This is a genomic window from Streptomyces sp. S07_1.15 (genome assembly GCF_020739505.1).
GTDB lineage: Bacteria > Actinomycetota > Actinomycetes > Streptomycetales > Streptomycetaceae > Streptomyces > Streptomyces xinghaiensis.
In genome coordinates, this window is record NZ_JAJBZK010000001.1 from 4,148,675 (window position 1) to 4,161,912 (window position 13,238).

General features: G+C 74.4%; 10 protein-coding genes. 5 read left to right on the forward strand and 5 right to left on the reverse strand.

From position 1 onward, the window contains the following. Positions 1–358: 358 nt before the first annotated feature. Positions 359–1,222: an alpha/beta fold hydrolase gene (locus LIX60_RS17955; protein ID WP_227962817.1), complete on the forward strand. Its 864-nt coding sequence runs from the start codon at positions 359–361 to the stop codon at positions 1,220–1,222. A 32-nt stretch (positions 1,223–1,254) separates the two neighbouring features. Here LIX60_RS17955 and LIX60_RS17960 read toward each other — a convergent pair whose 3' ends face one another. Beyond that, entirely contained in the window at positions 1,255–2,937 is a 1,683-nt protein-coding gene (locus LIX60_RS17960) for a transporter (protein ID WP_374117876.1), read from the reverse strand. Next, positions 2,934–3,677: an ABC transporter ATP-binding protein gene (locus LIX60_RS17965; RefSeq protein WP_043471708.1), complete on the reverse strand. Its 744-nt coding sequence runs from the start codon at positions 3,675–3,677 to the stop codon at positions 2,934–2,936. Before LIX60_RS17965 ends, LIX60_RS17960 begins: the two co-directional genes overlap by 4 nt. 956 nt (positions 3,678–4,633) lie before the next feature. Between LIX60_RS17965 and LIX60_RS17970 the strand changes: the two genes are divergently transcribed. Both LIX60_RS17970 and LIX60_RS17975 read left to right on the forward strand, forming a co-directional pair. Further along, complete coding sequence (locus tag LIX60_RS17970; RefSeq protein WP_227959348.1) at positions 4,634–6,013, forward strand: transcriptional regulator; 1,380 nt, start codon at positions 4,634–4,636, stop codon at positions 6,011–6,013. Between the two features lie 322 nt (positions 6,014–6,335). Continuing rightward, positions 6,336–7,952 (forward strand): hypothetical protein, encoded by a 1,617-nt coding sequence (locus LIX60_RS17975; protein WP_227959349.1) that lies wholly within the window; start codon positions 6,336–6,338, stop codon positions 7,950–7,952. A 109-nt stretch (positions 7,953–8,061) separates the two neighbouring features. Here the strand turns inward: LIX60_RS17975 and LIX60_RS17980 are convergent, their stop codons facing one another. Beyond that, a complete protein-coding gene (locus tag LIX60_RS17980) occupies positions 8,062–9,381 on the reverse strand; it encodes an ABC transporter substrate-binding protein (protein WP_227959350.1) in 1,320 nt (439 codons plus the stop codon). 172 nt (positions 9,382–9,553) lie between these two features. On the opposite strand from LIX60_RS17980, the gene LIX60_RS17985 reads away from it, so the two are divergent. Together LIX60_RS17985 and purU are read left to right on the forward strand one after the other, a co-directional pair. Continuing rightward, a complete protein-coding gene (locus tag LIX60_RS17985) occupies positions 9,554–10,000 on the forward strand; it encodes a hypothetical protein (protein ID WP_019711901.1) in 447 nt (148 codons plus the stop codon). Between the two features lie 127 nt (positions 10,001–10,127). After that, on the forward strand, positions 10,128–11,069 hold the full coding sequence (gene purU, locus LIX60_RS17990) for a formyltetrahydrofolate deformylase (protein ID WP_125626450.1): 942 nt from the start codon (positions 10,128–10,130) through the stop codon (positions 11,067–11,069). A 116-nt stretch (positions 11,070–11,185) separates the two neighbouring features. Here the strand turns inward: purU and LIX60_RS17995 are convergent, their stop codons facing one another. Together LIX60_RS17995 and LIX60_RS18000 are read right to left on the reverse strand one after the other, a co-directional pair. Next, positions 11,186–12,421: a zf-HC2 domain-containing protein gene (locus LIX60_RS17995; RefSeq protein ID WP_227959351.1), complete on the reverse strand. Its 1,236-nt coding sequence runs from the start codon at positions 12,419–12,421 to the stop codon at positions 11,186–11,188. Further along, positions 12,418–13,008 (reverse strand): sigma-70 family RNA polymerase sigma factor, encoded by a 591-nt coding sequence (locus LIX60_RS18000; RefSeq protein ID WP_227959352.1) that lies wholly within the window; start codon positions 13,006–13,008, stop codon positions 12,418–12,420. The genes LIX60_RS17995 and LIX60_RS18000 overlap by 4 nt, the downstream gene beginning before the upstream one ends. Positions 13,009–13,238: the final 230 nt, after the last annotated feature.

Sequence of the window (13,238 nt, forward strand, 5' to 3'; positions counted from 1 at the left end):
CCGGTCGACCCGGAGCCCCGAGCTCTCAGGGTCGGTGCCGGCGTTCTCACCTCGTTCTTTCCATCCCCTCGGCCGCGGCGGCCAATCCTTGAGGGCTGTCACCCGTACGAGGGTTCTTGTACGGCGATGCGGCTCCATCACCCCATGTTCGAATAAGAGTTCGATACTGTATCCGTGTTCCACCCCGCACGGCACGACCCCCGCTCACCACACGAACCGCACGCCACCACCGGCACGGCACAGAGCGAGCGGCACGAGAGGCACGACGGACCCGACGGACCCGAGACAGACGCGCCGCGGCCGGCCGCGGGGCGGCACACCGCAACGGCAGCCGGAAGGAATGGGGGTGCCAGATCACATGGTTCGGCGCATCAACACGACCGGAGCCGACGGAGTCCGGCTGGCCGCCTGGGAGTTCGCCGACCCGCCCAAGGGCGTACGGGAGGGCGAGGCGGCCCCGGGGGCCCTGCTCCTGCACGGGCTGATGGGGCGTGCGTCCCACTGGGCGGAGACGGCCCGCTGGCTCTCCGCGCGCCACCACGCCGTCGCCCTGGACCAACGGGGCCACGGGCGCAGCGAGAAGCCCGCCGGCGGCCCGTACACCAGGGAGGCCTACGTCGCCGACGCCGAGGCCGTTCTGGAGCGGCTGGAGCTCGGCCCGGCCGTGCTGATCGGCCACGCCATGGGCGCCCTGACGGCCTGGCAGCTCGCCGCCCGCCGCCCCGACCTCGTCCGGGCGCTCGTCATCTGCGACATGCGCGCCTCCGCGCTCGGCGCCCGTTCGCAGCGCGAGTGGGAGGAGTGGTTCGCGTCCTGGCCGCTGCCCTTCGCGACCCTCGCGGACGTCCGCACGTGGTTCGGCGAGGACGATCCGGGCCTGGAGCGCCCCCGGCCGTCCCGCGGCGACTTCTTCGCCGAGGTGATGGCCGAGCGCGCCGACGGCTGGCGCCCGGTCTTCTCCCGCCGGGCGATGCTGCGGGCGCGGGAGTCCTGGGTGCACGACGCCCACTGGGACGAACTGGCCCAGGTGCGGTGCCCCACCCTCGTCGTACGGGGCCTCGACGGCGAACTGGGCCGTGCCGAGGCCCAGGAGATGGTGCGGGTGCTGCCGCGGGGCGAGTACGCCGAGGTGCCGGACGCGGGGCATCTGGTCCACTACGACCGGCCCGAGGGCTGGCGGGCGGTCGTCGAACCGTTCCTGGAGAGCGTGACGCCGGCCTGAGCGGCCCGTCGCGGGGCCCGCCCGGGCGGCGGTCAGGCCTTGCTGACCGCCGCCAGGATCTCCGGCAGCCGGGCGGCCGTGCGCGGGGCCGCCAGCCGCAGGCCGAGGCGGGTGATCCCCCAGGCGTAGAGGGCACCGGCCGGCAGGATCAGCCACAGCCAGGCGTGGGCGCCCGCGACATGCATCCAGATGACGAGTGCCAGGAGCGGCGCGCACAGCAGCGCCGCCGCGAGCATGCCGCCCAGGATGCTCAGCCACGCCAGCCCGGCCTGCCCCGGTGCGACGTTCTTGAAGCCGCTGTCCTGCGGGATCGAGTACGGGAAGAGCTCCGAGGCGAGTGCGCCCGTCGCCAGCATGGCGCCCAGCAGGGCCAGGGAGACGCCCAGGGCCTCCGGGAAGGCGCTCCAGTCCCCCAGCAGGACCGAGGAGATGATCACCACGAGCGTCACATACGGCACCGCCACGACCGCCAGGGCCATCGCCCGCCCGCGGAGTTCGAGGTAGGCGTCGCGCGGCGAGGAGATCGTCTGCGCCACGATCCAGAAGGCGGAGGTGTCCTGCCCGAACTGGTTGTACATCTGCATGCCCAGCAGCCCTGCCGCCCAGCACGCCGCGTACGGGCTGCCGTTGCCCTGCACCGCGTACACCACCGGCAGCAGCAGGCCGATGCCCAGCGCCGAGACCCAGCCGGTCTTGGCCTTGGGGTCGCGCCAGGCGTAGCGCAGGGTGCGTTCCATGACGGTGCCGGTGCGGCCGGGCGGCAGCAGCCGGGCGAGGCCGGTGCCGTCGCCGGACGGCTTCTTCTCGGGGGTGGTGGCGGCCTGCAGGGTCGAGCCGTCGGGGGCGGTCATCAGCCGGGTGAGGCTCCGCTGCCACCACCAGACCAGCAGGGCCAGCGCGGCGCCGGTCAGCGCGAGCTGCGCGGCCGCGGTGGCGTACGAGCCCGCGCCCGCGGCGCGTACGGCGTCCAGGGCGGAGGCCGGGGGCACCCAGCGCAGCACGTCCGCCGCCGGTTCCAGGACCCGCAGTCCGCCGGGCTCGGACAGCTTCTGCACCCCGAGGTTGACGAACTGGGCGCCGACCGCGATGAACAGACCGCTGAGCAGGGCCAGATCACGGCCCCTGCGGCTGGTCAGCAGCCGGACGTTCGCGGCGGCCACCGCGCGGGACAACGCCACGCACACCAGCAGCACCAGCGGCGCGGCCACCACGCCCGTCACGACGGCCGCCGTGCCGTGGGCCACCGCCACCACCGAACCGGCGGCCAGGGTCAGGGTGAACAGCGAGCCGATGCCGATGAGCGAGGCCACCAGCAGGGAGAGCGCCAGCGGGGCCGGGCGCAGCGGCAGCATCACCAGCCGCGTCGGGTCCAGCGTCTCGTCGCCCGCGGAGAAGAACAGCGGCATCACGGCCCAGCCCAGCGTGAGGACGGCGGTGATCGTCAGGACGAGGGCGGGCGCGTGCTCATTGCCGCGCAGGGCGATCAGGCCCAGCAGTTGCAGAGCCGCGAACAGCAGGGTGAACACGAGCGAGGCGATGTAGGCCGCCTTGCGGCCGGCCGACTGGCGCAGGCCGTTGCGGAGCAGGGACAGCTTCAGCCGGACGAAGACGGCCGTGACGGCGGCTCCTCCGGCGGACGGGGGCGCGTCCGGGCGGCCGGCGGCACCGAGCGCGGGAACGGCGGGGGCGGTGGGTGGGGTGGGTGTGGTGCTCACCGGGCGCCGCCGCCCAGCCAGTCCAGGCTCTGCCCGGCGTCGTGGCCGCCCGCGCCGACCAGTTCGAGGAAGGCGTCCTGCAGCGTGGGCGCGTCGCCGCGCACCTCGGCGAGCGGACCGCGGGCGCGGATGCGGCCGGCGGCCATCACCGCCACCCAGTCGCACAGGCTCTCGACCAGCTCCATGACGTGGCTGGAGAAGACGACGGTCGCGCCGGAGGCGGTGTAGCGCTCCAGCACGCCGCGGATCGTCTGGGCGGAAACCGGGTCGACCCCTTCGAACGGCTCGTCGAGGAACAGCACTTCCGGGTTGTGGAGCAGCGCGGCGGCGAGGCCGATCTTCTTCCGCATACCGGTCGAGTAGTCGATGACCAGCTTGTGCTGGGCGCCGGCCAGGCCGAGCACGTCGAGCAGCTGCGTCGTCCGCTGGTCCACCTCCTCGCCGGGCAGCCCGCGCAGCCGGCCCAGATACGTGAGCAGTTCGCGGCCGGAGAGACGTTCGAAGAGCCGCAGTCCCTCGGGGAGGACCCCGATCCGGGACTTCACGGCGACCGGGTCGGCCCAGACGTCGTGGCCGCCGATCAGCACCTGGCCCGCGTCGGGGCGCAGCAGCCCGGTGACCATGGACAGGGTCGTCGTCTTGCCCGCGCCGTTCGGCCCGACGAGGCCGATGAACCGCCCGGCGGGCAGCTCCAGATCGACCCCCGCGACGGCCGCCTGCTCGCCGAACCGTTTCCACAGCCCGCGGACCCGGACGGCGACGGGGGCTCCGGCCGTGTCCGCCGGGGGCGCCGCACCGGTTTCCGCTACCGCTGCTGCCGTTTCCGCTGCCTCCGTCCCCGCTTCCGCCGGCTCCGTCCCCGCGTCCGCCGCCGCCGTGCCGGCTGCCGCGCCCGTCCGGTCGGTGTGGTCGGTGTGGTCGGGCCTCTCCGCCGTCCGCTTCTCTGCCACGTCCCGCGCCCTTCATCGTCCCCGCGTGTTCCCCCGGGGGAGCCTCCCGTTCCGGCCCCCCGGCAAGGCACCCTACGGGGTGGGGAGCCGGACGCACGTCCGACCGCAGGAGGACCTGTGGCGCCTTCTCCGGAGGCGCCGAGGGGCCCCGCCACGCCGCCCGCCACCCGGCGCTCCGCGCCGCGCTTCCGGATGCGCCCCCGGCGCACGGTGGCCCGTCCCCCACGGGAGCGGCGGGTTCCGGAGCCGGGGCGGGTGCCCGCCCGGCCTCCTCCGCTTCCCGGGCGCTCCGCTCCGCCGGCCGCGCCGCCGGGCCCGGACGCGGCCAGGTGACGGCCGGGCGGCACCGCCCGGCGCCCCCGCCGTGCCCGCCGGGGCGCGGCTTCCGGCGGCGGCTGTCCGCGCGGTACCGGAATGCGGCCCGCCGTGCGGGGGCCGCGCGCTCCGTCCCCACCGGTCACCGCTCGCCGTGTCCGCCCCGGGGTACGGCTCCGCGGTGGTGCGACCCGGCGCACCCCGCCCCCGTCCGGGGCGCACGGATGCACCGGCGGGGGCGCGTGGGCGACAGGTGCCGTGTGGGCGGGTAGTCCGTAGTGCGACATCTTGCGCACGAGTAACCCGCCGAACGATCTCGTAGGCACCGATCAGACGACATGGCAGGAACTGACCGGTACGTCCCCGTGGGGAGCGGAGACGGAGCCGGGGCACCGCCTGCCGACCACGCTCGCGATCAAGGGGGTAGAGGCATGGCAGCCAGGCCGCTCGTCGCACGCCGGCCCAACGAAAGGCTCGGGGCGCTGATACAGGAAGCGGGCTGCTCGAACGCCGGGCTCGCCCGCAGGGTGAACCTCTGCGGCGCGGAGCACGGTCTCGACCTGCGCTACGACAAGACGTCGGTGGCCCGCTGGCTCCGCGGCCAGCAGCCGCGCGGCCGTGCCCCGGCCGTCATCGCGGAGGCCCTGGGCCGCAAGCTGGGGCGCACGGTCACGATCGACGAGATCGGCATGGCCGAGGGCAAGAACCTCGCCTCCGGGGTGGGGCTGCAGTTCTCGCCCACGGTGCCCGGCGCGATCGAACAGGTCTGTGAGCTGTGGCGGAGCGACGTGGGCCGCCGCGACTTCCTGTCCGGGTCCACCGTGGCCTCGTCCGCGCTGGTCGAGCCCAGCCGCGACTGGCTCATCACCGGAACCGACCCGCAGGTGGCGCGGGCGGGCGGCGCGCGGGTCGGCATGACCGACGTCGAGGCCGTACGGGACATGACCGCGGCGCTGACCGAGCTCGACCACCGCTACGGCAGCGGGCATGTGCGCCCGGTCGTCGTGCACTACCTCAACAGCGTGGTCTCCGGGCTGCTCGGCGGCTCGTACAAGGAGCCGGTGGGGCGCGCCCTGTTCGCGGCCGTCTCCCGCCTGACGGAACTGGCCGGCTACATGGCCGTCGACACCGGCCAGCCCGGGCTGGCCCAGCGCTACTACATCCAGGCCCTGCGGCTCGCCCAGGCCGCCGGGGACCGCGGCTACGGCGGCTACGTCCTCGCCGCCGGCATGAGTCACCTGGCCGCCTCCCTCGGCAATCCGCGGGAGATCGCGCAGCTGGCCCGGGCGGCGCAGGAGGGGGCGCGCGGCCACGTCACTCCGCGGGCCGAGGCGATGTTCCTGGCGGCGGAGGCGCGGGGGCACGCGCTGATGGGCGACGGCGCGGCCTTCACGACTGTGGCGGCGCGCGCGGTGTCGGCGATGGAGCGGGCCGGGAACGGCGACGACCCCGCCTGGATCGGCCACTTCGACGAGGCCTACCTCGCCGACGAACTGGCGCACTGCCACCGCGACCTGGGCGACGCCGGACCGGCCCGCCGCCGCGCCGAGGAGGCTCTCGCGGGTCATCCGGAGGGGCGGGTGCGGCGCCGGGCGATCGGACTGCTGCTGCTGGCGGCGGCCCAGACCCAGCAGCGCGAGATCGAGCAGGCGTGCGACACCGGGACACGGGCGCTGGAGCTCCTGGGCGGCCTCCGTTCGAACCGGGGCATGGAGTACCTGGAGGACTTCCAGCAGCGGCTGAAGCCCTTCGCGGCCGAACGCGCGGTACGGGAGTTCGGCGAGCGGGCGGCGGAACCGGTGGCGGCGTAGCGGCGGGCTGGGCGGCCGGGCCGGGTCCCCCGGTCCGGCCCGAGGCGTCGCCGACGGGGGAAGCCCTCTCGTCCGCCGGGGCCCGCGGCGGCACGGGACGGCACGGGCGGCGCCGGTACGGCACCCGCGGCAACCGCGGCACCCGCGCGGCACCGGCAGGACACCGGGGCGACAACTGCGGTACACCCGTGGGGCCTTGGCCCCGAGCCGCCCTTCCGGGGCCGGGTGGGCGGCTGTGACCAGGCGCGTGGCAGAGGCGCGCGGACAACGGGTAGCGTGCAGGGAGCTTCCGTAGTGGTCCCCGCAGAGCCAAGGAGTCCTGGTGTCGCAGAGCGGACAGGGCAACGAGCCGCAACGTCATGCGTACGAGGGCATCGTGCTGCCTGCCGGTGGCGGCGAGCCGATCGTGCCCGAGCGGCACACGGCGCCCGCGGCCGGGCAGCCGTGGGGGCAGCCCTGGGGCCCGGAGCAGCAGCAGGAGGAGCGGCAGCGGTCCGGGGGCGGGCGGTCGCAGTACGAGCCGCAGGACCAGCGGCACGGGCAGCAGGACCAGCGGCACGGGTCGCAGGATCAGCAGTACGGGCAGCAGGATCAGCAGTACGGGCAGCAGGATCAGCGGTACGGGCAGCAGGATCAGCAGTATGGGCAGCAGCCGCCGCCCCAGCCGCGGTACGAGCCCCAGCAGTCGCGGTACGAGCCGCAGCGGCACCATGAGCCCCTGCCGCCCGCGCCGGGACCGATGCCGCTGCCCGCAGAGGAGACGCAGGTGCTGCCCCCGCAGAGCCCGGCCCCTCCGGCACCACCCTCGTCCGACGCCGAGGCGACCCAGTTCATGGCGCCGGTGGCCGGGGGGCCGCTGCCGCCGGAGAGGCCCTCCGAGTCCACCACCTTCCTCGGCCGCCGCACCGATGGCGGCCCCGCGCCGCGGCCGCCGGAGAACGCGGACGAGCAGGCCACCCAGTACATCGCGCCCGTACCGGGCGACGGCCCGGCCCCTGGCCGGCCCTCCGGCCCGCCGTCCGCCGCGGCACCGGCACCGCCGCCCCCCGGGCACGAGCCCTACGGCGTCAGGCCCGGCTCGCCCGGCGACCGGCAGCCGCCCGCGGAGTTCGACGGCCTGTTCCGGGACTCCCGCGCCGCCGACGGGCCGGACGCCACGCAGCAGATGCCCCGCTTCGACCAGCAGCCCCCGCCCCCGCCGCCGTCCCGGCCGCAGTACGGGCAGCAGCAGTTCCAGCAGCCGCCCGCGCCGCACGAGGCGCAGGCTCCGCAGGGCCGCGCCGCCCGCCGCAACGCCGAGCGCAAGCGGCCGCTCTCCCCGGCCGCGCTGGCCGGCATCGTCATCGGCGGCTGCGTCGTGGCCGGCCTGGCGGCGGGAGCCGCGCTGAGCGGCGGCAGCGACGACGGGTCCGGGGAGGACGACAAGAAGCCGGTCGCCGCGAGCCAGTCGGCGGGCACGGAGCCGTCATCGGCGGCGGACCCGGTGAAGGAGCAGGCCGAGGCGCTGGACGCGCTGCTCGCGGACAGCAACAACAGCCGGGAGGCGGTGATCAAGGCCGTGCAGAACATCGGCGCCTGCAAGAACCTGCCGAAGGCCGCCTCGGATCTGCGGGACGCGGCGAAGCAGCGGAACGAGTTGGTCACCCGGCTCGGCGAGATCTCCGTCGACCGGCTGCCCGAGCACGCGTCGCTCACCGCCTCGCTGACCAGCGCGTGGAAGGCGTCGGCCGCCGCCGACAACCACTACGCGGCCTGGGCCGACCAGGTGGCCTCCGGCAAGGGCGGCTGCAAGGGCGGCAAGGCGAAGGTGACCGGGCAGACGGCCAAGGGCAATACCGCCAGCGGGCGGGCCACCGAGGCGAAGAAGAAGGCCGCCGCGCTCTGGAACCCGATCGCCAAGGAGCACGGCCTCACCGAACGCCAGTACCTGCAGCTCTGATCCGAACGGCGGCGGCCGGCCCCCGGTTCACCGCCGGGGCGCCGGTGCCGTGCCCGTCGTGCGCACGGCGGCCGCGGCGCGCCCGAACCGGTCCGCGCCGTGCCCCGCGTCACTCCTCGGCGGCCCTGCTCTGCGCATAGGTGTAGCGGCGCTCCAAGGTATTGGCCACGTTGACGAAGCCGTCGCGCGACGCCACCAGCCGCCCGTCCCGCACCTCCTGGAAGGACACCATCGTGTTGGCGATCCTCGGGTAGTCGCCCGCGCCCAGCACGTCCTGGTAGTTCCAGCTCAGCTTGGGGGTCAGCCCGCCGGTGTCGATGCCGTCGGCGCCGACGCCGCTGTCGAGCGCCTGGCGCAGCGACCGGCCGGTGACGGGACCGTCGTGGATCGACTCGATCAGCCGGTGCAGCACCGTGTAGGCGATCCAGGTGGTCTGGACGCCCGGGTCGGAGACGTCGACGCGGTTGTCGCTGAAGGCGTGTTCGCGGACGACCGCGCGCATCGTGTCCCAGGCCGGGTCGTCCGCCGCCGGGTACCAGCTGGTGATGGAGGCGCCCTCGAAGGGGCTGCCGGAGCCGCCGGTGCGGTCCACGAGCGACTGCTGGACGCTGCCGAGGACGGAGGCCAGCCGGATCGGATCGCTGTTCTTGCGCAGCCGCCGGAAGGAGTCGAAGAAGGTGCCGGTGCGGTCGCCGAGGGCGGCGGTGACGCACGCGCCCTCCGTACCCCGGTCCTCGACCTCCAGGAGTTCCAGGGCGAGCTCGCTCTGCCGCTTGTACTCCGAGGCGTCCTCGGGGGCGCGGACGTCGCTGGCCTCCTGGCGGTCGCCCTCGGCCAGGCCGGCGCTGATCAGGGAGGGCATCTGGTCGCCGTTGATGGTGTCGGGACGGACCAGGGTGACGCGCTCGCACTGCGCCGCGAGCTGCCGGCCGCTGCCGGCGATCAGGGTGGCGTGCCCGCCGTTGACGGGATAGGACAGCGGGCTGGTGAACTCCTCGTCGGTGACCCCGTATCCGCCGATGTACGGGATGCCCTCGGATTCGAGGGGCGACATGAAGGCGCGTCCGTGCTGGCTGTAGGAGCCGACCACCGCGGCGACCTCCTCGGCCACGGCGCGGCGTGCGCAGCGTCCGGCGCTGACGGTGTCGTTGTGCTCGTTGCAGGTGATGACCTCGAGTTCGTGGCCGTTGATGCCGCCGTTCTCGTTGACCCAGCGGGCGTAGGCCCTGGCCATGGCGGGCATCCCGGGCATGTTCGTCGCCGAGGTGCCCTCGGGGGCCCAGGTCATCACGGTCACCGGGTCCTTGGCGCCCGAGGTGCCGGTGAGGCTGCCGCAGCCGGCGAGCAGCGAGGCGCAGACCGCCGTCGCGGCCGCGACGGTGACCGCCCTGCGCGGAAACGGGGGGGTGGGGCGTAGCCGTCCAGTCATGGGTAGGGACGATTCCGCCCGGCCGGTAACTCCGCCGTGATGAAAGGTCAACACGGGGTGACGGGAGGGTGAACAGCGGGGGCGCGGAAAGGGCGCCGCCGAGCGGAACGTACCATTCCATCCTGTGCAGGGTTCGGAGAGGTCTTCCCGTCGCGGCCACCGCTCACTCAGTATGGGCGGTATGCCGCTCAATGACATGCCCTGGTGGCGCTGGCGCGCCCATGTGCGTTCCGCGCTCCACATGCTCTCGGACCCCGTGTTCCAGCAGGAGTGCTGGCTGGCCGGACGGGAGGGGTACGGGGACGTCACCGACGCCGTCTACCGGCTGGTCGAGGACACCTGGCTCGACAACTGGTCGGCGGAGAAGTATGTCGGGACGATCTTCCGCGACTCCCAGGAGGCCGCGCTCGTCGACGTCGCCGTGCTCCGCGTGCTGCGCATCATGCACCAGGTCGGCCCGGACGCCCCCGTCGCCGTCTACCTCGAACACCACGGCTGGCCGGAGGCCGTACGGGCCGCCCGGGACGCGCACGTACGGCTGGCGCAGAACGACGGCGAGGACCCGGACGCCCCGCCGCGCTCCCTGGACGCGCTCGCGCTGATGGCCCGGGCGGTCTGACGGGACGGGCGGTCCGACGGGCCGGGCGGAGCGCCGGGCCGCGGGGCCGGACGGCCGGGCCCGGGGTGAGCGGGCGGATATGGACCGGGCCGCTGGGAACCGGGCGGATGTGGGAGCCTATGGGGTCATGAGCGAGTCGCAGCCCGCCGCCTCCGGGCAGGCCCCCGAGCAGTACATCCTCACCCTGTCGTGTCCCGACCGGCAGGGCATCGTCCATGCCGTGTCCAGTTACCTCTTCATGACCGGCTGCAACATCGAGGACAGCCAGCAGTTCGGCGACCACGACACCGGACTGTTCTTCATGCGGGTGCACTTCAGCGGCGGCACCGCCGGCCAGGGCCGCTACGGCGGCCGCCCCCCGGGTGAGGACGGCCACGCCCAGGAGCCCGTCACGCTGGAGAAGCTGCGCGCCAGCTTCGCCGCCATCGGCGACTCGTTCCGCATGGACTGGCAGCTGCACCGGGCCGACGAGAAGATGCGCGTGGTGCTCATGGTCAGCAAGTTCGGGCACTGCCTGAACGACCTGCTGTTCCGCACCCGGATCGGGGCGCTGCCGGTCGAGATCGCGGCCGTGGTGTCCAACCACACGGATTTCCGCGAGCTCGTCGAGTCCTACGACATTCCGTTCCACCACATCCCGGTGACCAGGGAGAACAAGCCGGAGGCCGAGGCGCGGCTGCTGGAGCTGGTGCGCACGGAGCGCGTCGAACTCGTCGTGCTGGCCCGCTACATGCAGGTGCTCTCCGACGATCTGTGCAAGCAGCTGTCCGGCCGGATCATCAACATCCACCACTCCTTCCTGCCGAGTTTCAAGGGCGCCAAGCCGTACCACCAGGCGCACGCCCGGGGTGTGAAGCTGATCGGCGCCACGGCGCACTATGTGACGGCCGACCTCGACGAGGGCCCGATCATCGAGCAGGAGGTCGAGCGCGTCGGGCACGAGGTCAGTCCCGAGCAGCTCGTCGCCGTCGGCCGGGACGTGGAGTGCCAGGCGCTGGCGCGCGCGGTGAAGTGGCACAGCGAGCACCGGGTCCTGCTCAACGGCCACCGGACCGTGGTCTTCACCTGAGGCGCCCCGCCCGCGGACGGAACGGCGGCCGGTCCGGGTTCACGGCCCCGTCCGGTTGGCCTCCAGGACAGTCACAGCCGGGGCACTCACGGCCACGACAGTCACAGCCAGGACACTCACAGCCAGGACAGTGAGGCCGCGGCCGCCAGGACGTCGTGGATCGCCTCCCGGTCCCCCTCCTGGCCGGCCGCCGCCTCCTCCGGCGGCACGTGCCCCGCGGCGAGCCGGCAGAACTCGGTCCCGTCCAGGGCGACATGGGCCACGGCCTTCTCCGCCGAGGGCGCCGCGGCCGGTGAGTCCAGGGCGATGTACCAGTGCCCGCCGCCGCTGCCCTCCACCTCCAGGTGCAGGGTCCGGCCGGGCGAGCCCGCCGTGACCAGGCTGCGCGGCGGTCCGGCGAGACCGTCCCGGCGGCGCCGCGCGAGGACGCCCGGCAGCAGCCGCGCGGTCAGGTCGATCATGCGGTGCAGATGCGGTGACAGCGGTGGCCGGTACGGGTAGTCGACGGCTTCCGCGATGTCACCGGCGCGTACCCAGCAGGCGAAGGCGCGTTCGAGGAATGAGTCGCTCAGCGGCAGGGTCAACCCGCCGTAGGGCACGGTCACTCCGTGGGTGTCGCGCAGGGAGACGGCGCGGACCAGGGCGTGCGTCTGGCCTCGCCAGGCGTCCCGGACCGCGCCCGGCGAGGGGACGGGCCCGTGTTTCCAGTAGACCTCCACCCGGTCCGCCGGGGAGGCGTGGCCGTCCGTCGGCCGCGCGTCGTGTGCCAGCGCGTCCTCCAGCGGGTCGTCCAGCCCCAGGACGGCGGCGATCAGGCCGTCCACCGCCGTCAGCTGCCCGAGCGCCCCGGCGACGGTGGCGACCCGGCTCCGTTCCCGCTGCCCGTCGAACCACTTGAGCGGCACCGGCGCCCGCCACTCGGACTCGCCCATGTCGTGCAGCAGGGTGTCGAGCCGTGCGGTCTCGGCGTCGTACGGTGCCGCCCACTCCGGTACGGGGATACGGGCCGGGCGGCGCCCGAGGCAGCCGGCCAGCACCCGGGAGCGCAGTTGCGGGTCGAGGTCGAGGTTGTCCTCGGGGTGCAGCAGGGCGACCGCGTCGCGCAGCCGCAGGGCCTCGTCGGCGCAGGGCGCGCAGTCGGTGAGATGGGCCTCGACGGCCGCGGTCTCCTGGGCGGAGCAGGCGGCGAGGGCCCAGGCGCCCAGCAGGGACTTGAGCACCCTGTGGTCGGTGGGCGGCGGCCCCGCGGCGAGGGAGGTGCCGTCGCCGAGCGCGTGGCCGGTGGCGGCGCCGGGCGGTCCGGAGGGCAGGGAGGGCCCGGGGCCGGGACCGGGGCCGGAGGGGCCGTTCACGGGTTTCTCCCGTAACCGGGCGACGAGCCGGCGCGGTCACCGTCACCGGCGCGGTTGTTCGCGGACGAGAGCAGCTGCAGGCCGAGCCGGAGCCGCCGCCGGGCCTCGTCCTCGGTGACGCCGAGGTCGGCGGCGGCCTGGCGGTAGTCGCGGCGTTTGAAGTACGCCAGCTCCAGCGCGTCCCGCAGCGGCGCCGGCATGGAGGTGACGATGTAGTCGGCGCGGGCGGCGCGGGAGGCGGCGCGCACCTTCTCCTCGACCTCCTCCGCGGTCCGGGCGCCGCCGGCGCGCATCAGTTCGGCCTCGGCGGCCCGCAGCCGGTGCACGGACTGCCGCTGGGCGAGGGAGGCGATCCAGGAGCGCATCGGGCCCTGTCCGGGGTCGTAGGCGTCGGGATGTTCCCAGATGTGGGCGAAGACGTCGCGGGTGACCCGGTCCGCGGCCTCCTCGTCACCGAGCACCCGGTACGCCAGGCTGTGAACAAGAGAGGCGAACCGGTCGTACAGTTCACCGAGTGCGGCGGCCTCGCCGCGTGCCAGGCGCTGCTGCATCTTCCGGTCCCACCGGGGTGGTGCGTCGTTCGCCATACGGCCCCCATTCGTGCCGTGTCGTCGTTCGGCCGCCCGCTGTGGTCGGGATCATTCCGCACTCCGCACGACGAATGTAGTGGGCGGGTCCCGCGGCGCACGCTCTTTTGCGGCAGCGGGCCTCTTCCGGGCACGGCGAAGGGTATAGATCTCGTCACTTTGCCCGCTGTCACGGTCCACGGGGGGCAAGGCTGTGCCTAGAGTCGACGGAAGAGCCGCATGACGAAAGG